We start from the raw sequence: 22,396 nt of genomic DNA, 5'->3' as shown, positions 1-22,396 counted from the left end.
TTGCCTTTTTGTCATTAAAATTAACATTAAATTTTTAACAGAGCCTTTTTTAAAACTTTTCTCTCTAGAACCATGTGTTCGCTTGCCGCGGGCGCACCGCGAGCCTCCTCGGATAGGCAAAAGTCTGCGGGGTCTCGCCGGCACGCTGTTCCCGCAGGCGTCTCACACATTGCCTTTTTGTCATTAAAATTAACATTAAATTTTTAACAGAGCCTTTTTTAAAACTTTTCTCTCTAGAACCATGTGTTCGCTTGCCGCGGGCGCGCGTTTCTTATTTAGCGGCCGGTTCTGTTTCTTTCTCTTGGCCGCTTCCTTGCCAGGCGTCAGGCAAGCGCATCACGCCGCCGGTATGCGCAGAGGTGACGAGCGCGGCATAGCGTGCCAGATAGCCGCTACGTACTTTCGAAACAAACGGCTTCAGCGCTTTGCGCCGCCTATCCAGCTCGGCCTCGCTCACATCCAGCGTCAGCGCGCGGTTGGTGAGATCAATCGTCAGCCGATCGCCATCTTTCACGAGGGCAATCGGTCCGCCGGCGGCAGCTTCCGGTGAAACGTGACCGACGCAGATGCCGCGTGTCGCGCCGGAGAAGCGGCCGTCAGTCACGAGCGCAACATCCTTGCCGAGACCGCGTCCGACAATCGAGGAGGTTGGCGCCAGCATTTCCGGCATGCCCGGTCCGCCTTTCGGGCCTTCGTAACGAATGACAACGACATGACCTTTGCGTACTGTATGGTTGTCGATTGCCGCGACGGCTTCATCGTGCGAGTTGAAGCAAATCGCCTCGCCGGTGAATGTTTTGACGGATGGGTCGACACCACCGACTTTGATGACGGCGCCTTTTGGTGCGACATTGCCGAAGAGGACGGAGAGGCCGCCGGTTTTGCTGTAGGCGTTTTCCAATGGATGGATAACTTTCGGGTTGCGGATTTCGGCATCCGTGACATTTTCACGTAGCGTTTTTCCAGAAACAGTCGGTCGATCCGGGTGAATCACATCGCCCATATCAGCCAACGTTTTGATAATTGCGGAAATGCCACCAGCATTGTGCACATCTTCCATCGAGAACGCGGAGCTTGGCGCGATTTTTGCCAAATAGGGCACTTTTTTCGCAACCTGATTAATTCGGTTGAGATCATAATCAATTTCAGATTCGGAAGCGATCGCCAACAGATGGAGCACGGTATTGGTTGACCCGCCCATCGCCATATCGAGCGCGAACGCGTCATCCAACGCCTCCGGCGTGATAATGTCGCGTGGCTTCACTTGATGCTTTACTAAATCCATCAAATGGGAAGCCGATGCGCGAACGAGCGCGCGGCGTTCCTCGGAGACCGCTAACGCCGTGCCGTTGCCCGGCAGCGCCATTCCCAGCATTTCCATCAAGCAGTTCATCGAGTTGGCGGTGAACATGCCGGCGCAGGATCCGCACGTCGGGCAAGCCGAGGCTTCGATATCGAGAAATTGTTCGCGGCTAATCTGCCCTTCTTTGAATGCGCCGACACCTTCGAAAACCGAGGAGAGCGTCAGTGCCTTGCCTTCAGCGGACAAGCCGGCTTTCATCGGTCCTCCGGAACAGAAAATCGACGGGACATTGGTGCGAACCGCAGCGAGCAGCATCCCAGGGGTAATCTTGTCACAGTTCGGGATATAGAAGACGCCGTCGAACCAATGGGCGTTGATCATTGTCTCAGCAGCGTCGGCAATCAGTTCACGGCTCGGCAGCGAATAACGCATGCCGATATGACCCATCGCGATGCCGTCATCAACACCGATTGTATTGAACTCGAAAGGAATACCGCCTGCCTCGCGTATCGCTTCTTTGGCGACATCAGCCAATTCACGCAGGTGGACATGACCAGGAACGATGTCCACGTAAGAATTACAGACCGCGATGAACGGCTTATGCAGATCCTCTTCTGATTTGACGACGCCGGTCGCCCTTAGCAAGCTCCTGGCTGGTGCACGGTCAATCCCTTTCTTAATTTCATCACTTCGCAAAATCCTTCACCCTTTCTCTTTTCTTGACGCATACTCGCAAAAAAGGCTCCCATTCGTAAAAGAATGGGAGCCTTCGCGAATCCCATCCAACGCGGACCAGGACCCGAACCAATCGTTAAATTTTTCAGCGATTGGCTGGGCCCTAGTTAATAATGACGACGACGTTCAAACGGTTGGATAGGACAAACATTTCGAAAAACTCCTTTGCATGCGAGTAACAAATGATTACTCTAAAGCGGTTTATCAATTTGGTACGGACAAATATAACATCCAGGCATGGATAAGTCAACACATTATTTTAAATTGCTCGCCATCTACGAATAATCTGATAAATGGGATGCTTGAGTGGCCTGAAGTGTAAGCAATTGATCTCAATTTATTCAGACGAAGCCATGCCCTTTATAGTATAATATGGGTCAGCAATTAGGGACGGAGCCATGCGCTTAAAGTGGTGCGGTCACCGGCCAATTTGTCCTGGGATAAGAATGCATAAGATTTTGCATAAAAAATGCAGCGAAGCGCGAGACGCCTGCGGGAACAGCGAGCCAAGTGAGCCCCCGCAGATTCTAGCTTGTCTGAGGAGACGCGCAGCGCCCGCGACAGGCGAGCAGCCGAAGCACATTGTTAAAAAACAGAATTAGTTATACCCAATTTATCTTACAAACGCAAAAGGAGTGTTGGCGAATGCCGTTTGATACGCATAATCACACCGTGTTTTCATTTGATGCAGAGATGAATCTGGATGATGCCTTGAGGCGGGCAGAAGCCTACAATCTCGGCCTGGTGCTGACCGAACATTACGATTTGAATGAAAAGCAGGAGGATGGAACACCGGTATCTTTTGCCGTCGACGATTATCTGCGCACATACGCCGCACGACGCGGGCCGCGACTTTTGCTCGGCATCGAACTCGGTCTCGACAATCGTCCGGAATACGTGAACAAGAACAAGCAAATTGTTGAAACCCATGACTTTGATATGGTGATTGGATCCGTTCACAATATTCAAGATTATGATATCTACACAGATCGCAACCGAAATCTGCTCAGCAAAGAGCAATTTTTCACAAAATATTTAATCTATGCAGAACATACCATCAACGCCAATCCATATATCGATACTTTTGCCCACATGGATTATCCGTGTCGTTACCTCAACTATGGAGACAATACGCTCCGTTATGAAGACTTTCCGTGGCTGATTGACAATTTTCTCAGCGCGCTGATTGAGCACGAGATTTGCTTTGAAATCAATCTCCGCCTCGTCGCCGACCAGGTGTTCCGAGATAGCTTGTCCGGTATTTTAAAACGCTACCGTGCACTTGGCGGACGCTACGTCACGATTGGCGGCGACAATCACGTGCCGGAAACGATCGGTACCACGTATTCGCTGGGCGTAGGGTTGGCGCAGGCAAATGGGCTTGTTCCGGTTTATTTTAAAAATCGGGAAATGTGCGTCGATGATCCGCAAAATTTTAAGCAACCACTCTGATTTTCCGTACGGTCCATTTAAATTTTTCGAGCGAGCGGGTATAATGGAGAAACGGACGGCCGGGTAACTAATGAGGGGAAGCGGCAGGATGAATGAGCGCTTTGAGAAGCTGAATGAAGAGAAAGTTTTTAAAGATCCGGTTCATCGCTATATTCATGTTCGCGACCGACTGATCTGGGATCTGATCGGGACCTCTGAATTCCAGAGACTGCGCCGGATCCGTCAGTTGGGCACGACATTCCTGACCTTTCATGGCGCCGAACACAGTCGTTTCGGCCATTCACTCGGCGTCTATGAAATCGCCCGCCGGATTATCGATATTTTCCGTAGCCGCGGCGACTGGGATGAGTCGCAGACGCAATTGGCGCTTTCGGCTGCCTTGCTTCATGACGTCGGTCATGGGCCATTTTCGCATGCCTTTGAGAAGGTTTTCGGGACCGATCATGAACGGTTCACTCAGGAACTCATTCTTGGCGATACGGAAATTCATGACGTCCTGGCGAAAGTCAGTGCAGATTTTCCGGTGCAGGTTGCTGATGTGATTGGCAAAACATACCCAAACCGCCTCGTCGTCAGTCTGATATCGAGTCAAATCGACGCGGACCGGATGGATTATTTGCTGCGCGACGCCTATTTTACCGGTGTCAGCTATGGTCATTTCGATATGGAGCGAATTTGGCGGATCATGCGCCCAAGCGAGGATCAGATTGTTTTCAAACTGAGCGGCATGCATGCGGTTGAAGATTATATCATGAGCCGCTATCAGATGTACTGGCAGGTTTATTTTCATCCGGTCAGCCGCAGCGCTGAAGTGATTTTAACGAAAATCCTTCATCGCGCAAAAGTGCTTTATGAGTCAGGTTATTCGTTTGGCCAAACGCCGCTGCAGCTGATTCCGCTCTTTGAAGGCGGCATGACCCTCCAGGATTATATCCGTCTCGACGAATCGGTGATGCTCTACTATTTCCAGACGTGGCAACAGGAGCGCGACAAGATCCTTAGCGATCTGTGCGGCCGGTTTATGAACCGGCGGCTGTTTAAGTATGTGCAGCTTTCCAAGGACCAGCTGATTGCCGAAGACGCCCTCACCGATGCCTTTCGAGAGGCTGGGATTGATCCGGAGTATTATCTTGAAGTGGACTCTTCGTCTGACTGTCCCTATGACTTTTATCGTCCAGGAGAAAGGGAGGAACGCCAGCCGATCCTGCTGCTGATGCCGGATGGCTCACGTCATGAACTCTCCCAAGAGTCTGATGTTGTCGCCTCGATTACTGGAAAACGGCGTACCGATCACAAACTCTATTATCCGAAAGACAGTGTGCTCGCCCTGCCGGAATCGAGCGCGGTGCGAAAAAAAATTAGCGAATTGCTGCATTTTCCTACATAACCAATGGGTGACAAGCAGGCGTCACACCGGAGGGCTTAACTTGACTGTTCAAATGTTCCATTGTCTGTGAGATTTCTTTTTTTGACTGGGAAGGAGTCAAATCATGTTAGAAGAACACGCGAAAGTCGCGGAACTCATTCGTCAGGCTGGAGGGATTAACGGCCGCAGAAAACTCCAGAAAATCGTCTATATTCTGCAGAAACTAGGCGTTCCTTTTTATGAAACCTATCACTTTCAAGTGCACGGACCGTATTCCGAAGAACTCTCGCTGCAGCTTGAGGAGCTTTGTGATTTCGGATTTTTGAACGAGTCCTGGGATAGCGAAAACGGACAGGTTGCCTATTCACTGACGCACGGCGGCGAAGAGTTTCTCAATGGCCATGGGCACCTGCTTCCAGACTTATCGCCGATCGCCGAAAAACTGCTCGCACAGCAAAATTCTTTTCTTGAATTGACAGCCGCGATGCTCTATTTCGATACGCTGCCGACTGAAAAAGTTATTGAAAAAGTGCAGTCTTTGTACCGTGAAATGAAGCACGAGCAAATTCGATCGGCGATGGACTATATTGCAACGCTAAGAGGGACGCGTAGCGAATTTCAAACGGTCGGTTAAAGACTCATTAAGAAGAGATTGTCGTAAATTGATAGATTCAACCAACGCATAAGGGACGAACTCCCGAAACCTGTTTGCTTCCGGCAAAGAAGGTTGGCGGGAAAAGTGCGCCTTAAGCGTCAAACGGTTGTTACAATATAAAAAGGATGCCTCAAGCGGTCGAATAAAAGCGACTGTTGAGACATCCCTTTTTTTATCCGGGAAATTTATGATTTGGCGTGAAGAATGCAGCAAAGGGGCCAGGTTTCAGCTCAATTGTTGCCAGATTAGGAGCAACTTTCGCTTGATTTGGAGCGACTTTTCCGAAATTCGGAGCAACTATTGCCCGATTTGGAGCAACTCCTGAAATTCGGAGCAACTTTCGCTTGATTCGGAGCGACTTTTCCGAAATTCGGAGCAACTTTCGCTTGATTCGGAGCAACTCCTGAAATTCGGAGCAACTTTCGCTTGATTCGGAGCGACTTTTCCGAAATTCGGAGCAACTTTCGCTTGATTTGGAGCGACTTTTCCGAAGTTTGGAGCGACTCTCGAATTTCGGTCTGCTTCCGGAGTAGCTTATCAAGCCTAGCTTTTTCCTGATTAGCTGAACTTGGCATATACTCTTTCCACATCAAGCAACTTCTTTGATTTTGCTAAAAAAAGATCCATTAAAAAATGGACGTTCCGCAACCGCGGAACGTTCCGATTTAATCTCTCAAATTCAGCTGTCGTCCGCAAAAAATTGGCTCCGGCAAATTTTCTCCACCGCTTCTTGTGTTCAGCGGACACGTTCGCCGGCGGCACGGATAAAACGTTGTTTAGCTTCATCCGCCCACGCTAATCCGGCCGCCGTTTTCCCAATTTCAGCAAATTTGGTGTTAATTTTCTCGGCATAACCGGTTTCCGGATGCAGCCAGCGGCCTTTCGCAGCAGCGAGTGCTGCGTCGTAGGCTAAAGGAAAAGCACCGGCATTCGCAAATTGTTCGAGACGCGCAAACAGTTGATTCATTGCGTCGGCGAATGCATCATCAATAACCATCTGAGCAGCTTGATCAGCCAGATGTCCGGCCTGCTGCTGCGCAACCCAATCAAATGGGGAATCACTTTTTAAAGCAGCAGACCAAAGCAGGTAAAGATGAATCAGCTTCAAGTCGTCGGAATTGATACCATTTGCGTATAAAGGATTCAAGTCAGGAATCCGCAGCTCCAGACGGCTCGCGCGCGCGGCGTCCTGCAAATCGTCAAAACCATCGCCTTTTAAACGGACGTGCTGATAGAGCTCGCGTGGCCCTTCAATCCAACCATTGTTGACAGCGTCACGGATCGAATTCAGATAGTGCGCCGCGGATGAATAGTCGGGAAAGACGGGATGGAGATTTCGGTAGCCGTCAGCGCCAAGCCGAATCGAACGATAGCGAACACCGCCGGAAAGCTCCGGGCTTGCAGCCAGCAAATAAACGAGGAAGAAGCGGAAGCGCATCGCGTTCGCCGAACAATTGAGGTAGAACGCGTTGCGGGCTTCCTGCGAAGGCAAAAAAGCAGCCAGATCCTGCGCGTTAAATGAAAAATTTAAATGAATGCCGCAATAAAGTTGACGGCGCGATCCGTATTTTTTCGCTAAATAGCGTCGGTAATCATTTTTATCTTTGCCATGCGGGCCGAAGTCGGCGATCGGTATTGCATCGTCGCTCGGGACCGCTTCCGGCAGATTGCTAAGCGGCCATAATAATTCATTGCCCAATCCTCTATAGACGGTACCGAGCTGCCGGGTGAAACGCTCGGATAATTCATCAAGCGAAGCTGCAGCTGGCGTGATCAGCTCGATTTGGCTCTCCGAAAAGTCTGTTGTGATGAACGGATGCGTCAATTTGTCACCAAATGCGCTCGGATGCGGTGTCAGGGCAAGCGTGCCATCTGTTTGAATACGTAAATTCTCGCGCTCTAGGCCGAATAGGCTGTGCATCTGCAGAATCGGCGCAAGTGAACGGTACATGTCGGGCATTTAAACATTCCTCTCCTAGTGCACTCTATTTCGAGTTTAGAAGATACCTATCGGAAATTCAAATAATCTGCCGCAGTCTTGGGGGTGGTTTTGAGAAAACGACGCCGACCGCGGCAAGTGAGCAGCCGAAGCACATTTGTAGAAAAAAAGATTTAGCGTGGGCCTCGTTTTTCAAACACTTAACGCCTCTGAAAGCTTATACATGCTTAAAAAAAGAAGACCCGTGAATCACGGGGTCTTCGCTTAGTCATCCAATTCTTCCATATGGCTGAGCAGTCGCTTGAGGGATTTTAACTCCTCCAGGCTCAGCGTGATCCCTTTTCCCATCTTAGTGCCATCCGGGCTCCAGTCGCGCAAGTCATATTTCGGCGCGCGCCCGTTCCAACTGATCACGTTCAGCTGTTTTTCCCACCCTTTGGGCGATTGAGCAATTGTTCCAACTTTTTTAGCAATGTCGTATTTAAGATCGCTCATCTCGATTCCTCCTATTATTTTTTTCCCTACATATCTGTTGTCCGTCAGGCTTTTGATTTTATGCGAAAAATTGAGTGCCTGTGGGGAAAAACGAGTCAAGTAGCTCTCCCCTAGATTCTAATTTGACTAAGGAGACGCGTGGCGCCCACGGCAAGGACTTAGCTTCGTGCAATTTTGTCAGCGGCAGAGATTTTTGATCGGAGCCATATAATCGAACCTCAAGCAAGTTTGAAATGAAGACTGAACCAGGAATCCGAGCTGAGAAATTGGTGATTATCAGCGACAATATGCGGCTCGCCTTCCTCATCCTGAGTGATCAGATGCCCGTCCTCATCTTGATCGGCAATATAAAAGTGATCAACCTTGAAAAGTAGACGTTCCTCCATAAAATCCGATTCGGCCGAAACCGTCTCGCCATAGACATTTTCGATGCATTGAATCAATATCATGAATGCGTATCCCCCATACAAGCTGAATGCTATATTCAGAATAAGCGTTGCCGCTTCTTTTGGCAATCATTCCCTTGTGCGCGAAGAATGTAGAAAAATTCAGAGCCATTATAACAAAATAAGACTTGGTTCCATGAGCTTGGCTTCACTAAATTTCTAAAAAGAACCTCTCTGATTTTCAGACCAGATGACGTTGAGGCTTCAACGAGGTATCTTCTGGGGTAACTATGGTAAAATAGATGCATGATTCGAAATCAAGGGGGAGAAACCCGAATGGACATTTTTCACCAAGATGGAAAAAAATCAGGCTTTAATATCATAAAAGGTGACGCAACCAAAGGCCATGGCGGATTCGGCGCCGGACTCGTCAATCTCGACAATATGTCGCCAATTATTATCGATGTCGAAGCAGGCACAGCTGAAATGGATATCGGCGCCTTGCATGCGCGCAGCGATTTGGAGCGGCGGATTCGCTTTTCCAAAGACAAAGCGGATCTCCAAGGCGGCGGGAAAAAATACTGGCTCGTCTGGGTGAACACGCAGACAACTGCAGACGGCCCATATTATGACGGCGCGGCCGCCTGCGAAATGATCATTAACCGTGAAATTCGCCGCGGCTATAAGATTCTTGCCGATCATGTGCAAAAAATGGAAAGCGCGTTGAATGGTAAGGTTATTCTTGATGAAATGGATGCGCGCTCGAAAAAAGCTTTGCGTGATTATCTAGCCCAGGCAGCGCCCGAACAATGGGCACGCGCCAATCCTGAACTTCAGAAACAATTAGCTTAAACAGCGGCACAGCTTCTTTAATTGGAAGCGCGCCGCTGTTTTTACGTGATAGATATTCCCCAGCACCTTTGCGGAGAAACAGAATTAAGCCGTAAAAAGTTAGACCGAATCGGGCAAAAGTTAGACCGAACCGAGAAAGAGTTAGGCCGGATCGTGCAAAAGTTAGACTGAAGCGAAGAAGTTAGGCCGGATCGTGCAAAAGTTAGCCGAAGCGAAGAAGTTAGGCCGAACCGAGTGAAAGTTAGACCGAACATGTGAAAAGTTAGACCGAACCGAGTGAAAGTTAGACCGGATCGTGCAAAAGTTAGACCGAACCGAGAAAAAGTTAGGCCGAACCGAGAAAAAGTTAGGCCGAACCGAGAAAAAGTTAGGGTGAATCGAGCGAAAGTTAGGCCGGATCGTGCAAAAGTTAGGCTGAAGCGAAGAAGTTAGACCGACCCGAGAAAAAGTTAGGCCGGATCGGGTAAAAGTTAGGCCGGATCGGGTAAAAGTTAGGCCGGATCGTGCAAAAGTTAGACCGAAGCGAGCAAAAGTTAGGCCGAACCGAGAAAAAGTTAGGGTGAATCGAGCGAAAGTTAGGCCGAAGCGAAGAAGTTAGGCCGGATCGTGCAAAAGTTAGACCGAACCGAGCAAAAGTTAGACCGAACCGAGCAAAAGTTAGGCCGGATCGTGCAAAAGTTAGACCGAAGCGAAGAAGTTAGACGAACCGAGAAAAAGTTTGGGTGAATCGAGCGAAAGTTAGGCCGGATCGTGCAAAAGTTAGGCCGGATCGTGCAAAAGTTAGACTGAAGCGAAGAAGTTAGGCCGAACCGAGAAAAAGTTAGGGTGAATCGAGCGAAAGTTAGGCCGAAGCGAAGAAGTTAGACGAACCGAGAAAAAGTTAGGGCGAATCGAGCGAAAGTTAGGCCGGATCGTGCAAAAGTTAGGCTGAAGCGAAGAAGTTAGACCGAATCGAGAAAAAGTTAGGGTGAATCGAGCGAAAGTTAGGCCGGATCGTGCAAAAGTTAGGCCGAAGCGAAGAAGTTAGGCCGGATCGTGCAAAAGTTAGACCGAAGCGAAGAAGTTAGACGAACCGAGAAAGAGTTAGGGTGAATCGAGCGAAAGTTAGGCCGGATCGTGCAAAAGTTAGACCGAAGCGAGCGAAAGTTAGGCCGGATCGTGCAAAAGTTAGACCGAAGCGAAGAAGTTAGACGAACCGAGAAAAAGTTAGGGCGAATCGAGCGAAAGTTAGGCCGGATCGTGCAAAAGTTAGACCGAAGCGAAGAAGTTAGACGAACCGAGAAAAAGTTAGGGTGAATCGAGCGAAAGTTAGGCCGGATCGTGCAAAAGTTAGACCGAACTGGCAAAGTTAGACCGAACCGTGAACAAGTTAGACCGAACTGGGCAAAAGTCGCACCTAAGTTGAGAAAAGTCGCACCGAATCGGGCAAAAGTCGCACCTAAGTTGAGAAAAGTCGCACCGAATTTTGAGAGTCGCACCGAATCGGGCAAAAGTCGCACCTAAGTTGAGAAAAGTCGCACCGAATTTCGAGAGTCGCACCAAACCGAGCAAAAGTCGCACCTAAGTTGAGAAAAGTCGCACCGAATTTCGAGAGTCGCACCGAATTGGGCAAAAGTCGCACCTAAGTTGAGAAAAGTCGCACCGAATTTCGAGAGTCGCACCGAATCGGGCAAAAGTCGCACCGAATTTCGAGAGTCGCACCAAACCGAGCAAAAGTCGCACTTAAATTGGAGAAAGTCGCTCCTAAATCGAGCAAAATCGCACCGAATTCAGGAAAACACGGCGCAGAATGCCTTCATTAAAAATGCTGAATCAGCAGGATACCGAGAATCATCAGCGCAATTCCGGCCAGGCGCTGCCTGTTGATTTTGTGCAGCCGGACGCCGAACCACCCAAAATGATCGATGATCAGGGCAATCAGCATTTGCCCGCAAAGGACGGAAACGACGGTCAGCTCAGCACCGAGCAGAGGCAAAAGCAGGATATTCGCGGTGACAAAAATGACACCGAGCGGCCCACCGACCCAAAGCCACCACGGTGAATCCGTGATCACCCGGCGACTAAAGCTGAGTCGGCGTTCGATCAACAGAGTACTCAGAATCAGCAGGAGCGTGCCGGTAAAAAATGAAATCAATGAGGCGAGCAGCGGTGAGTGAACAGCGAGACGGAGCCGTCCATTGACTGCAGTCTGTACCGGCGACACCATGCCGGCAGCAAGGCCCCAAACGAGAAACAGAGCGGTCAGCTTCCAGCTTTTTTTCATAAACCTCGCTCCTTTAGAATTTTTTTATCAGATAAATGCCAAGTAGCATGCAGAGAATGCCGGTCAGGCGCGGTAGATTGATGGCATGCACAGAAACACCGAACCAGCCGAACTGATCAATCGCAATCGCCATGATCATTTGCCCGCAAAGCGTGACAACAACTGTCAATGCAGCGCCAAGCCGGGGCAGGAGCAGAATATTGCTCGTCAGATAGCAGACGCCGAGCATGCCGCCTGTCCAAATCCACCATGGGCTGGTGCTGAACGTGCGCAACGGGAGACCGAGACTGTGATCAAGAATCAATGTGAGCAGAAGTAAGACGAGTGTTCCGAGAAAAAAAGAGAGAGCCGAGGCGAGAAAGGGGGAACGAACTTTTTTGCCAAGCCGGGCATTTATCGATGTTTGAACGGGTATCACAGAACCGGCAATCAATCCGCCGATCAAATAGAAAAAAATCATCAGACGCCTCCTTCAAGCAGCATAACAATCTCCAGTATAAAAGAGCATCCAAAAAAAGTGTAGGAAAAGGCGTTAAATGGTGAAAATTAATTTCAATGTCACCTTTTAAAGGAATTTGAAAAAAATTGTCGAAAGAGAATCATAAATAATTGATCATGCCGCCAAGCAAACGAAGAGCGCTGCGCAACGAACGAAAGGGGCGCTTAACGAATGAAAGGCGCGCTTAACGAACGAAAGGGGCGCTTAACAAACGAGACCCAGTGTCAACGTCCCTGCCCAACTAATGCAATCCCCGCCCCATTGATAAAAAATAAGTAGACCGCCGGACAACAACCATGCATCCGGCGGTCTTTCTATTGCTATAAGGAATCCATTTGCCGCCAAATCAAGGGGCAAATGGAGACGCTTTGCGATCAGCGCCACCAATGGAACAAATGATCGATAAAACTTTTGACACCACCAGGCGCTTCGTGTTTCGTTGTGCTTTGTTTGGTCTCGCCGTTGCTATAATGGGTGGGCGCAGTCCCTTTGATGAAATACGTTGGCCGGCCTGGGGAGCTGCGATCAGCGAGCAACCCGGTTTCCGGGTCGATTTTTACCTGAACGACGCCTTTGGGCGCTTTGAAATCGTTCTTTGGCTTGCCTTCAAGAGCCGATTCCATAAAATCGGACCAAATTTCTTTGGCGTAGCCCGTGTCTGGATAGGTGCTGATCGTTTCGCCTTTATCATAGCCGACCCATACGGTGGTGACCAAATCGGGCGTAAAGCCGGCCATCCAGCTGTCAGTTGAGGTCGATCCGGTTTTTGCAGCCATTTTATGCGTCAGTCGGTCGGCAATTGGCGTACCTGTGACTTTTGTATAGCCGTCAAGTCGCTTATCAAAGATACCGGTCATCATCTGCGAGACGACAAAGGTGGCCTGCTTGTTTAGCACTTGCTTTCGCACGGGATGCCAGCGATACAGAACATGCCCATCGCTGTCGGTGACTTTGGTAATCAGGTTCGGTCGAATTCGCGCGCCCATATTTGCGAGCGTCGCATAGCCGCGGGCCAGCTCGAGAACGCTGACCGGCTTAGAACCGAGCGCGAGCGACGGAATTGGCTCGAGCGGGCTCGTGATTCCAGCAGCTTTTGCCGCCTCGACGAGTTGATTCATCCCGATCGCCAGATGCGTTTTGACTGCAAAAATATTATCGGAGAGCGCGAGCGCCTGCTCCATCGTAATCGGTGCGTCCGCGTAATAGCCGCCGAAATTATTTGGTTGGTAACGGTTGCGACCGTCATCGAATGCAAAAACAGTCGGCGCGCTTTTCAGCCGAGTGGCCGGCGTAAAGCCGTTACGCAGCGCGGCATAATACAGAAACGGTTTGAACGAGGAACCGGGGGCGCGTTTGGCAGCGATTGCCCGATTAAAGGCGCTTTGTTGAAAATTTCGACCGCCGATCATCGCCACAACGCCGCCGGTTTTCGGATCAAGCGCGACAAGCGCCGTCTGAATCTTTGAGCTGCGCGGGATCGCGTGATTGACCCAGTATTCCGCAGCACGCTGTGACTCAGCGTCCAGCGTTGTGTAGACTTTGAGCCCGCCTGAATCGAGCTGTTTCCGTGTCAAATCAAGATTGTTCAGCAGTTCATGACGGACGGCAGCCTGAAAATAAGGGGCGAGATCGCGGCTCTTCTGCTGCTGCTTGGCAAGATCAAGTGGTGCTTTAGCGGCTATGGACGCCTCGTGCTTGGTGATATAGCCACATTTTGCCATTGTCTGAAGCACAAGCTTCTGGCGTTTTTTCGCATAATTATAATGCAATAAAGGCGAGTAGATACTCGGCCCATTTGGAATGCCGGCGAGCATGCTCGCCTGGGCAAGTGTCAATTCGCTCGCTGTTTTATTAAAATAAGTTTTGGAAGCTGCCTCAATACCATAGGCGCCTCGCCCATAGTAAATGGTATTCAGATAACCTTCGAGAATACTTTTCTTCGATTCGTTCATCTCAAGCCGCATCGTTAGAAACATTTCTTCCACTTTTCGCAGCCAGGTCTTATTATTCGTTAAGAAAAGATTCTTGGCATATTGCATCGTGATCGTGCTCGCACCCTGCGCTTTAGAAAGACTGCGCAAATCGACGAGGGCCGAACCGGCAATCCGCCGCAAATCGAAGCCGTGGTGCTGGAAAAATCGGCGATCCTCAATCGCCAGTGTCGCTAGCTTAATCGATGGCGTCATGTCACGGATCGGAATCCACCGCTGGTTGTTTTCCTGCCATTTACCAATCGTTGTTCCACGGCTGTCATAGAAAACAGCAGGCCGCGCAAGTGGGATATCGAGCGGCCCGGCCAGGCGTGCGGCAAGAAATAAGCTGCCGACAGCAAGGAGCACGAGGCCCGAGACACCGGCGAAGCCCCAAAGCCCACAGCGGACGATCGATCGTCTAAGCGCACGCAAACGTTCATTCATCGAAGTCCCTCCCGGTTGGTGGCAACGTGTTCTCATTTGCGAAAAAAGAGTGATTCTTTCTATGGAACTAGTATGGTAAAACAGTCGCTTTTCTAAACATATTGGGCGAATGCTTATTCTGCGGATTTTCGGTCAATGCTGATCAATAGAGAAGATTCCTATCACAGGTCCTTTTGAAATGAAAAAAAGCGGTTTTTACCTTGCCCGATGGGGTGCAATATTTTATAGTAGTATAAGTATGGATCCGCGCGGCTGCAACTGAAGTTGGAGGCAGACAAATGAACGTGCATCAAGTCTCTATTGTTTTTACAAGCCGATCCGCTGATGGCGACCAGCCAGCGCGTTCGGTTCGCCGATCCGGTCAGATCGCTGAAGGGGCGGACGGCTTCTATCTGCTTTTTCAAGATACAGTCGAAGAAGCCGGTACGGTCGATTATTCGATCAAATTCGGCAATCGGGAAGCGTTAATTCGGCGCAAAGGGGCGCTGCCGCTTCGCCAGCCGCTCGCACTTGGCGTGTCGATGGGAGGAAGCTACCAAAGCCCGTTCGGCACATTGCCGACTGAGGCAGTTGCCCGGCGAATTGAAGCGGATTGGGACGCGGCGAAAGGGCAAGGTCGAGCGACGCTTTCCTATGAGCTGACCATGCAGCAAGAGCCAGCCGGAAATTTCGAAATGATTTTTTCCTTTTCACGACTTCGCAGGTAAGGCTGCGACGAAGCAGGAAAACGCGCTGCATTTACCGCTTTTTTACCAGCAAAAATGTGGCGGAACCGATCGGGCGCCTGCGGGACCAGCGTGCCGGCGAGATCCCGCAGATTTTTGTCTGTACGCGGAGGTTCGCGGGTTGCGCCCGTGGCAAGCAAACACATGGCAATAAACAATTTAAAACAACAGCAGATTTCGGCAAAGCCTATAAAAAGTTTAATTCCCTGTGTAAAACAGGTTCAGGAACGCATTTTTGGAGGTTAAATTCATGACGATCGCTCAGCAAGTCAAAGAACAATTGAAAGAGGAAATCAAGCAGGCTGTAGTTGCAGCCGGTTTGGCTCCGGCAGAAGACGTGCCGGATGTCGTCCTCGAAACACCGAAAGACAAAGCGCACGGCGATTTTGCGACTAATATGGCGATGCAGCTCACGCGGATCGCGCGGATGGCGCCGCGAAAAATTGCTGAAACGCTGGTTGACCACTTCGATAAGGAAAAAGGACATATTCGCAAAATTGAGATCGCCGGACCGGGCTTCATTAACTTTTTTCTCGATAACCGTTACCTGACCGATTTGATCCCAGCGATTATTGAAGCAGGAGACAATTACGGTCAGTCGCAAAGTGGCGCCGGCAAGAAAATACTTGTTGAATTCGTTTCAGCCAATCCAACCGGCAGCCTGCACCTCGGCCATGCGCGCGGCGCGGCCGTCGGTGACACGCTTTGCCGTCTGCTCAATAAGGCCGGTTATCAAGCGAGCCCAGAATATTATATTAACGATGGCGGGAACCAGATTTCGAATCTAGCCATTTCGCTGCAGACCCGTTACCTTCAAGCACTCGGCCGTGAAGCGGAAATTCCGGAGAACGGCTACCACGGTCAGGATATTGTCAAATTGGCTAGTGGACTGGTTGAAAAATACGGTGACACAATCGCGGAAAAGCCGGAAGATGAGCAGTTGCGTTTCTTCCGTAATTATGGTGTCGAGCATCTGATGAGCGGCATCAAAAAGGATCTTGCCGATTTTGGCGTATCATTCGACGTTTGGTATTCCGAGCGTTCCCTCTATGAAACAGGGAAAGTCGAAGCGGCGCTGAACTTGCTGAAAGATAAAGGCGAAACGTACGAAAAAGACAATGCGCTCTGGCTGAAAACCGAGCAATACGGCGACGATAAGGACCGTGTCCTCGTTAAATCGGACGGCAGCTATACGTATTTCACACCGGATATTTCCTATCATAAAGATAAATTTGAGCGCGGATTCGATGAATTGATTGACGTGCTCGGCGCCGACCACCACGGCTATGTACCACGAATGAAGGCAGCAATGCAAGCGCTCGGCTATAACCCGGATCAACTCATTGTCCAGATTATCCAGCTCGTTAACCTGTTCAAGGATGGCGAAAAAGTCAAGATGAGCAAACGTACCGGCAAGGCTGTGACGATGCGTGAGCTGATGGATGATGTTGGTGTCGATGCTGCACGTTATTTCTTTGCGATGCGCAGCTCAGATACGCATCTCGACTTTGACTTGGATCTAGCAATTTCCCATTCTAACGAAAATCCAGTTTACTATGTGCAATATGCTTATGCCCGGATTTCCAGCATGCTCAAGCGTGCCAATGATTTTGAAACGGCTGATCTTGCCGCACTTGATTTGACGCTGCTTTCCGGCGAAAAGGAAATTGACCTGCTGAAGAAGCTCGGCGAATTCCCATCTGTGATTGCCGAAAGCGCTGAGAAGCTAGCGATTCAGCATATCCCAGCCTATCTTTTCGATCTGGCCTCGAAATTGCACAGCTTCTATAATGCAGAAAAAGTGCTCGATGAAACCAATGTTCCACTCAGCCAAGCGCGCGTTGCTCTGATGAAGGCCGTACGGACAACACTTAAATGCGGCATGGATTTAATCGCCGTGCATGCACCAGAAAAAATGTAAAACGAATAAGGAAAAGGCTGTTCATCACAGATGAACAGCCTTTTTTCACGAGATAGAAAGTAGAGCCGAACTAGGAATTAGGCGAAAGTTAGGCCGAACCGGTCGAAAGTTAGGCCGAACGGAGCAAAAGTTAGACCGAACGGAGCGAAAGTTAAACCAAACCGGTCGAAAGTTAGGCCAAACCGGTCGAAAGTTAAACCGAACGGAGCAAAAGTTAGACCGAACCGGTCGAAAGTTAGGCCGAACGGAGCGAAAGTTAGACCGAATCGAAAAAGTTAGACCGAACGGAGCAAAAGTTAGGCCGAACGGAGCAAAAGTTAGACCGAACCGGTCAAAAGTTAGACCGAACCGGTCGAAAGTTAGGCCGAACGGAGCAAGAGTTAGGCCGAATCCGGATCCAAGCGCAAATCCCAATCCCAATCTGCATTGTCAAAATCCTCCCTGAACTTTTCACTTCGGCACGTCACAAGAACGAATGGAACGGGAGAGTACAGGCCGTTTTGACATGATCGACGAGCGAGCGTCTCGAAAAATCCTCTTTGGTAAATTCTTTGGAACAGTCAGTAACATCACGTTCGAATTGTGCCAGAAGCTCGGCGGCAAGCGCCGGATCTTCTGAAAAACTGAGCAGCTCATCGTTCCAGAATAAACTGCGCTGATCAAAATTCGCCGATCCGATATAAAAGCGTCTTTTATCAACAATAAAAATTTTCGCATGGTAAAATCCCTGATGAAAACGATAAAGATGCGCGCCTTTTTCAACGAGCGGTGCAAGATAATAGAAAGAGGCGGGTTTGACCAGCATATGGTCTGCTTTCATTGGCACGAGAATCGACAATTCAATTCCATTCGCCAGACGGTCTAGCAGCACATCGAATAATTTTTTGCTTGGAATGAAATAAGGCGAGCAGATAACAATCGACGAACGGGCTTTGCGGAAATAATCGGCAAAAATATCTTCTGCCTGATTGGCGTTGGTCGCAATAAGATCCAAGGTAGAGGGACCGTCGCCAACTGCTACTTGTTTAGAAAAATCAAGCGTTTCGCCGGTTGCGGCCAGCCAGTCCGCCGCAAACACGTGTTCCAGATGCAGCACACCGTTTCCTTCCAGACGAAGATGATTATCGTGCCATTCACCCATTAACGAATTATTTCCAAGGTACTCCATGCCAACATTAAAGCCGCCGAAATAGCCAGTGGTACCGTCAACGGTGAGAATTTTGCGGTGATTACGGCGATTCAAATAGTAAAAGGTAAAGGGAAATTTAATTTTTCCAGAAAAAGCTACATGGACACCGGCAGCGCGCAATTCATCGAGGTTGCGGTGCAGCGAACGGCTATTCAGAAAATCGACAAGCAGGCGGACATCAAGTCCTTGCCGTGCCTTCTGCATCAGCAATTCGAGCCAGGGCTTACCAGCCTCGTCCGCTTCAAAAATGAAGAAGGACAGGTATACATGATCTTTTGCCGCATCAATCGTCTGTCGCATCTCACGGAAAAGGTCATGTCCTTCTGTATAATAGTGCAGCTTGTTATAACTGCGGTCCATTGTATGTTTCGGAAGTAGTGGACCTTTCACCCGCTTGCCGCTAGCGATATCAAGCCAGATACCGACGAATAGAAGAACAAAAAGCAGGATAAGAATTGAAAGTGTCACGAATAGAAAATGCATCGAGGAAATGGCCCCCTGTCGCTAGAATGTATCGCTCTATAGATAATATAACCCATTCCCGCAAGAGTATCGAAGTGTGTGGTTTGAAATGGCGGCAATCTGCCGATAATGAAATAACACGAGCGGAGGAGTCTTTCCATTTATTAATCGATGAGGACTTGATTTTCCGCGAAAAACCGATTATTGTATTTAAAGAATAACCTTACAATCAGCCTTATTGTGCCATCTCTTTTTTAAACAAGCGTTGCAGCTGCTGCGAGGCGCGAAAGGGCAATAGGGGCACGTTGTCAGAGGCATCGGAAGGAAAGGATGTTTCCAGTGGGAGAACACGTAGTCGAACGGTCTAAGCTAGATCAAATGTACGATATATTGGTAAGCAACAATAAAGAACCGAAAACATTTTATGAATTGACGGATCTTGTTTTTAAAGATGGCGAAATCAAGGCCGACAATGGTGAGACGCTGGCGCGGCTTTACACGACACTTTCGCTTGACGGCCGATTTCTGAGCGTTGGCCATAATCTTTGGGCACTGCGCAATTGGTATCCGCTGGAACAGCGTGAAGATGAAGTGGCGAAAACACTCGGCGACTCGACGCATCGCAAAAATAAAGTTGCTGAAGATGGTTTTGATGATTACGACGATGTGGATGAGGAAGACACCGAAAATGAAGACATCGAGGACGAAGAGCTGCTCGACGACGAGGACAGCGATGACTCATACGATGATGACAACGACGATGATCTGAACCGGATACGCAGCAACGTCAATGTGGACGACAACGACGAAGAATGACGTCGCTTAGGGCCGTGGATCGATCGAAGGGGGAAGGAAACTTTTCCCGGAAAAGGCCACTTGATCCGGCTCGTGAAGTTTGTTAGAATTGCAAAGGGCTATAAGAGAATGTTTCGAAAACAAAAGCGAGCCCTCCCGTAAAAGGAGAGGGTGTCGCTTTTTTTTATTAAGTAAAAATGTACAAGATTCTGCGTGACAAATGCAGCGAAGGCGTGAGATGCCTGCGGGAAGCGTGGGACATGGGAGCCCCTGCAGACATTGCCTGTTTGAGGAGGCACCCGTCCTGCCCGCGACAAGCAGCGATCGGAGCGCATTTGTTGAAAAAAGGCTTGGCTAAGCCAAGTTTTTCTTAGTTAGAGACAAGCACTTCGGGTCGCTCACTCGAAGCAATCTTTTTGAAAAGCGGGCATCGAATCGGCTAGGGCTGAGACGGCACCTGCATTTTGCATAAGGGGGACATTATTTAGGATGACGAAGTATATCTTTGTGACTGGCGGCGTTGTGTCGTCGCTCGGTAAAGGCATTACAGCTGCTTCTCTTGGTCGGTTATTAAAAAATCGAGGACTACGTGTCACGATTCAGAAATTTGATCCGTACATCAACGTCGATCCTGGGACGATGAGCCCGTATCAGCATGGCGAAGTGTTTGTGACCGACGACGGCGCGGAAACAGACCTCGACCTTGGCCACTATGAACGGTTCATTGATATCAATCTGAATAAGAACAGCAACGTAACCACAGGAAAGATTTATTCGTCGGTACTTAAAAAAGAGCGACGCGGCGATTATCTCGGACGCACTGTCCAGGTTATTCCCCATATTACCAATGAAATTAAAGATCGCGTTTTCCGGGCAGGGAAAACGACAGGCGCGGATGTCGTCATTACGGAAATCGGCGGCACAGTCGGCGATATCGAAAGCCTTCCGTTCCTTGAAGCCATTCGTCAGATCAAAAGCGATGTCGGGATTGATAACGTCCTCTATATACACTGTACGCTGATTCCTTATCTGCATGCGGCCGGTGAAATGAAGACCAAGCCGACACAGCATAGCGTCAAAGAGTTGCGCAGCCTTGGCATTCAGCCGAATGTGATTGTTGTCCGCACGGAATTCCCAGTGCCTCAGGAGATGAAGGACAAAATCGCCTTGTTCTGCGATATTGATAAGGAAGCCGTGATCGAAGCCCGCGATGCCGAGACCTTGTATCAAGTGCCGCTCCAGCTGCAAGAGCAGAACCTCGACGATATTGTCTGCGAGAAACTGCATTTGCCTGCGGTCGAAGCGGAAATGAGCGAATGGCATAATCTGGTGGACAAGGTGCTTCACCCGAAACAGAAAGTAACGATAGGCTTGGTCGGCAAATACGTCGAGTTGCAGGATGCCTATATTTCCGTCGTTGAAGCGCTGAAACATGGCGGCTATAATTTTGATGCGGAAGTGCACGTCGATTATATCAATTCAGAGGATCTGCTCCCTGAAAAAGTTGACGATGCCCTGAAAAATGTCCAAGGGATTATTGTTCCCGGCGGATTCGGGGACCGCGGCATTGAAGGCAAGATACTGGCGATCCAATACGCACGCGAACACAAAATTCCATTCTTTGGCATCTGTCTTGGCATGCAGCTGGCTTCGATTGAATTTGCCCGCCATGTCATGGGCCTTCCGAACGCAGATTCGGCAGAATTCAATGCGGATTCAGTCGATCCAATTATTGATCTATTGCCGGAACAGCAAGATGTTGAAGACATGGGTGGCACGCAGCGCCTTGGCTTGTATCCGTGCAAGCTGGTTCAGGACACAAAAGCCTATGCGGCCTATGGCCAGGAAATAATTTATCAGCGTCATCGTCATCGCTACGAATTCAATAATCAATACCGCAAAGCGATGAAGGAAAGCGGCCTGATTTTCTCAGGCGTCAGCCCGGACAACCATTTAGTGGAAATGATCGAACTGAAAGATCATCCGTGGTTCGTAGCCTGCCAATTCCATCCGGAATTCAAGTCACGGCCAACGCGTCCGGAACCGCTATTCCGCGATTTCATCGAAGCTTCATTAAATCATAAATAATGAAACAAAGCCCCGCGTCTTTTGTAAAAAGGTCGCGGGGTTTAATTTAGAGATAAGAAAGAAAGTTTTTCGCACAAAAATGCAGCACAGGTGCTCTGGCGCCTTGCGGGAAAAGCGAGCCAAGTGAGCTCCGCAGATTCTCGCTTGTCCGAGGAGACGCGCGGCGCCCGCGGCAAGCGAGCAACCGAAGCGCAATTGTTAAAAAAGGACTTGGCTATGCCAAGTTTTTCTGATCGAAAAAAATCAAATTTGGAGTCGCAGCGAACCATGGAAAAAGTAAGGCCGAACCGAGCGAAAGTTAGACCGAAGCGGAGAAAAGTAAGGCCGAATCGAGCAAAAGCTAGACCGAAAATCGAGAGTTAAGCCGAAGCGGGAAAAAGTTAGGCCGAAGCGGAGAAAAGTAAGGCCGACCCCGTGAGAAGTTAGACCGAAAATCAGGAGTTAGGCCGAAGCGAGGAAAAGTTAGGCCGAAAATCAGGAGTTAGACCGAACCGAGCAAAAGTTAGGCCGAAAATCGAGAGTTAGGCCGAAGCGGGAAAAAGTTAGGCCGAACCCGTGAGAAGTTAGACCGAACCGAGCAAAAGTTAGGCCGAAAATCAGGAGTTAGACCGAAAGGGTCAAAAGTTAGGCCAAAGCGGGAAAAAGTAAGGCCGAAGCGAAGAAAAGTAAGGCCGAATCGAGCAAAAGCTAGACCGAAAATCGAGAGTTAAGCCGAAGCGGGAAAAAGTTAGGCCAAAGCGGAGAAAAGTAAGGCCGAACCCGTGAGAAGTTAGACCGAAGCGGGAAAAAGTTAGGCCAAAGCGGAGAAAAGTTAGACCGAACCCGTGAGAAGTTAAACCGAAAATCAGGAGTTA

Annotated in this window: 17 protein-coding genes; 9 read left to right on the top strand and 8 right to left on the bottom strand. The window is 49.4% G+C overall.

The genetic code is table 11. The annotated features are described in order from the left end of the window. The coding region (locus JOC27_RS12275) for a hypothetical protein (RefSeq protein ID WP_205007590.1) at positions 1–187 on the top strand (187 nt) is incomplete at its 5' end. Between the two features lie 84 nt (positions 188–271). Here the strand turns inward: JOC27_RS12275 and ilvD are convergent. Then, entirely contained in the window at positions 272–1,999 is a 1,728-nt protein-coding gene (ilvD, locus tag JOC27_RS12270; RefSeq protein WP_205007589.1) for a dihydroxy-acid dehydratase, read from the bottom strand. Between the two features lie 684 nt (positions 2,000–2,683). Between ilvD and JOC27_RS12265 the strand changes: the two genes are divergently transcribed. The 3 genes from JOC27_RS12265 (at position 2,684) to JOC27_RS12255 (ending at position 5,490) form a co-directional block, all read left to right on the top strand. Beyond that, a complete protein-coding gene (locus JOC27_RS12265) occupies positions 2,684–3,490 on the top strand; it encodes a PHP domain-containing protein (protein WP_205007588.1) in 807 nt (268 codons plus the stop codon). 88 nt (positions 3,491–3,578) lie between these two features. Then, complete coding sequence (locus JOC27_RS12260; protein WP_205007587.1) at positions 3,579–4,877, top strand: HD domain-containing protein; 1,299 nt, start codon at positions 3,579–3,581, stop codon at positions 4,875–4,877. Between the two features lie 103 nt (positions 4,878–4,980). After that, positions 4,981–5,490, top strand: coding sequence for a YwgA family protein (locus tag JOC27_RS12255; RefSeq protein WP_205007586.1), 510 nt, complete (start codon positions 4,981–4,983; stop codon positions 5,488–5,490). Between the two features lie 757 nt (positions 5,491–6,247). Here JOC27_RS12255 and JOC27_RS12250 read toward each other — a convergent pair. The 3 genes from JOC27_RS12250 to JOC27_RS12240 form a co-directional block, all read right to left on the bottom strand. Next, on the bottom strand, positions 6,248–7,471 hold the full coding sequence (locus JOC27_RS12250) for a glutathione synthase (RefSeq protein ID WP_205007585.1): 1,224 nt from the start codon (positions 7,469–7,471) through the stop codon (positions 6,248–6,250). 243 nt (positions 7,472–7,714) lie between these two features. Beyond that, positions 7,715–7,945: a YdbC family protein gene (locus JOC27_RS12245; RefSeq protein WP_205007584.1), complete on the bottom strand. Its 231-nt coding sequence runs from the start codon at positions 7,943–7,945 to the stop codon at positions 7,715–7,717. A gap of 218 nt (positions 7,946–8,163) precedes the next feature. Continuing rightward, the gene (locus JOC27_RS12240; RefSeq protein ID WP_205007583.1) at positions 8,164–8,394 is read right to left on the bottom strand and encodes a hypothetical protein; all 231 of its coding nucleotides are present in this window, start codon (positions 8,392–8,394) and stop codon (positions 8,164–8,166) included. Between the two features lie 273 nt (positions 8,395–8,667). On the opposite strand from JOC27_RS12240, the gene JOC27_RS12235 reads away from it, so the two are divergent. Beyond that, positions 8,668–9,183, top strand: a complete 516-nt coding sequence (locus JOC27_RS12235) for a YwhD family protein (protein ID WP_205007582.1) — start codon at positions 8,668–8,670, stop codon at positions 9,181–9,183. 1,798 nt (positions 9,184–10,981) lie between these two features. Here JOC27_RS12235 and JOC27_RS12230 read toward each other — a convergent pair. The 3 genes from JOC27_RS12230 to JOC27_RS12220 all read right to left on the bottom strand — a co-directional run bounded on the left by JOC27_RS12230 (position 10,982) and on the right by JOC27_RS12220 (position 14,362). After that, on the bottom strand, positions 10,982–11,446 hold the full coding sequence (locus tag JOC27_RS12230; RefSeq protein ID WP_205007581.1) for a DMT family transporter: 465 nt from the start codon (positions 11,444–11,446) through the stop codon (positions 10,982–10,984). 13 nt (positions 11,447–11,459) lie between these two features. Next, a complete protein-coding gene (locus JOC27_RS12225; protein ID WP_205007580.1) occupies positions 11,460–11,906 on the bottom strand; it encodes a DMT family transporter in 447 nt (148 codons plus the stop codon). 413 nt (positions 11,907–12,319) lie between these two features. Next, positions 12,320–14,362: a transglycosylase domain-containing protein gene (locus tag JOC27_RS12220; protein ID WP_205007579.1), complete on the bottom strand. Its 2,043-nt coding sequence runs from the start codon at positions 14,360–14,362 to the stop codon at positions 12,320–12,322. A 278-nt stretch (positions 14,363–14,640) separates the two neighbouring features. Here JOC27_RS12220 and JOC27_RS12215 point away from each other — a divergent pair, with 278 nt between their 5' ends. Together JOC27_RS12215 and argS are read left to right on the top strand one after the other, a co-directional pair. Continuing rightward, positions 14,641–15,069 carry a YwiB family protein gene (locus tag JOC27_RS12215; protein ID WP_205007578.1) on the top strand — a complete coding sequence of 143 codons (429 nt, stop codon included), beginning with the start codon at positions 14,641–14,643 and terminating at the stop codon, positions 15,067–15,069. Positions 15,070–15,337: 268 nt separating this feature from the next. Then, positions 15,338–17,008, top strand: coding sequence for an arginine--tRNA ligase (gene argS / locus JOC27_RS12210; RefSeq protein ID WP_205007577.1), 1,671 nt, complete (start codon positions 15,338–15,340; stop codon positions 17,006–17,008). A gap of 463 nt (positions 17,009–17,471) precedes the next feature. On the opposite strand, the gene JOC27_RS12205 is transcribed toward argS, so the two are convergent. Continuing rightward, positions 17,472–18,680, bottom strand: a complete 1,209-nt coding sequence (locus JOC27_RS12205; RefSeq protein ID WP_205007576.1) for a phospholipase D-like domain-containing protein — start codon at positions 18,678–18,680, stop codon at positions 17,472–17,474. A 318-nt stretch (positions 18,681–18,998) separates the two neighbouring features. Between JOC27_RS12205 and rpoE the strand changes: the two genes are divergently transcribed. After that, on the top strand, positions 18,999–19,475 hold the full coding sequence (gene rpoE / locus JOC27_RS12200) for a DNA-directed RNA polymerase subunit delta (RefSeq protein WP_338062813.1): 477 nt from the start codon (positions 18,999–19,001) through the stop codon (positions 19,473–19,475). Positions 19,476–19,943: 468 nt separating this feature from the next. Beyond that, a complete protein-coding gene (locus tag JOC27_RS12195; protein WP_205007574.1) occupies positions 19,944–21,542 on the top strand; it encodes a CTP synthase in 1,599 nt (532 codons plus the stop codon). Positions 21,543–22,396 lie beyond the last annotated feature (854 nt).

The sequence above is a fragment of the Sporolactobacillus spathodeae genome (assembly GCF_016908935.1).
GTDB lineage: Bacteria > Bacillota > Bacilli > Bacillales > Sporolactobacillaceae > Sporolactobacillus > Sporolactobacillus spathodeae.
This window is presented reverse-complemented; position numbering and strand designations above follow the sequence as displayed.

What these genes read in the sequence shown, in the direction of transcription:
- JOC27_RS12225 (WP_205007580.1), bottom strand. Translation starts at nt 11,906, where the DNA reads ATGATTTTTTTCTATTTGATCGGCGGATTGATTGCCGGTTCTGTGATA.
- JOC27_RS12250 (WP_205007585.1), bottom strand. Translation starts at nt 7,471, where the DNA reads ATGCCCGACATGTACCGTTCACTTGCGCCGATTCTGCAGATGCACAGC.
- JOC27_RS12240 (WP_205007583.1), bottom strand. Translation starts at nt 8,394, where the DNA reads ATGATATTGATTCAATGCATCGAAAATGTCTATGGCGAGACGGTTTCG.
- JOC27_RS12220 (WP_205007579.1), bottom strand. Translation starts at nt 14,362, where the DNA reads ATGAATGAACGTTTGCGTGCGCTTAGACGATCGATCGTCCGCTGTGGG.
- JOC27_RS12205 (WP_205007576.1), bottom strand. Translation starts at nt 18,680, where the DNA reads ATGCATTTTCTATTCGTGACACTTTCAATTCTTATCCTGCTTTTTGTT.
- JOC27_RS12215 (WP_205007578.1), top strand. Translation starts at nt 14,641, where the DNA reads ATGAACGTGCATCAAGTCTCTATTGTTTTTACAAGCCGATCCGCTGAT.
- JOC27_RS12235 (WP_205007582.1), top strand. Translation starts at nt 8,668, where the DNA reads ATGGACATTTTTCACCAAGATGGAAAAAAATCAGGCTTTAATATCATA.
- JOC27_RS12195 (WP_205007574.1), top strand. Translation starts at nt 19,944, where the DNA reads ATGACGAAGTATATCTTTGTGACTGGCGGCGTTGTGTCGTCGCTCGGT.
- JOC27_RS12245 (WP_205007584.1), bottom strand. Translation starts at nt 7,945, where the DNA reads ATGAGCGATCTTAAATACGACATTGCTAAAAAAGTTGGAACAATTGCT.
- JOC27_RS12255 (WP_205007586.1), top strand. Translation starts at nt 4,981, where the DNA reads ATGTTAGAAGAACACGCGAAAGTCGCGGAACTCATTCGTCAGGCTGGA.
- JOC27_RS12260 (WP_205007587.1), top strand. Translation starts at nt 3,579, where the DNA reads ATGAATGAGCGCTTTGAGAAGCTGAATGAAGAGAAAGTTTTTAAAGAT.
- JOC27_RS12230 (WP_205007581.1), bottom strand. Translation starts at nt 11,446, where the DNA reads ATGAAAAAAAGCTGGAAGCTGACCGCTCTGTTTCTCGTTTGGGGCCTT.
- JOC27_RS12265 (WP_205007588.1), top strand. Translation starts at nt 2,684, where the DNA reads ATGCCGTTTGATACGCATAATCACACCGTGTTTTCATTTGATGCAGAG.
- argS (WP_205007577.1), top strand. Translation starts at nt 15,338, where the DNA reads ATGACGATCGCTCAGCAAGTCAAAGAACAATTGAAAGAGGAAATCAAG.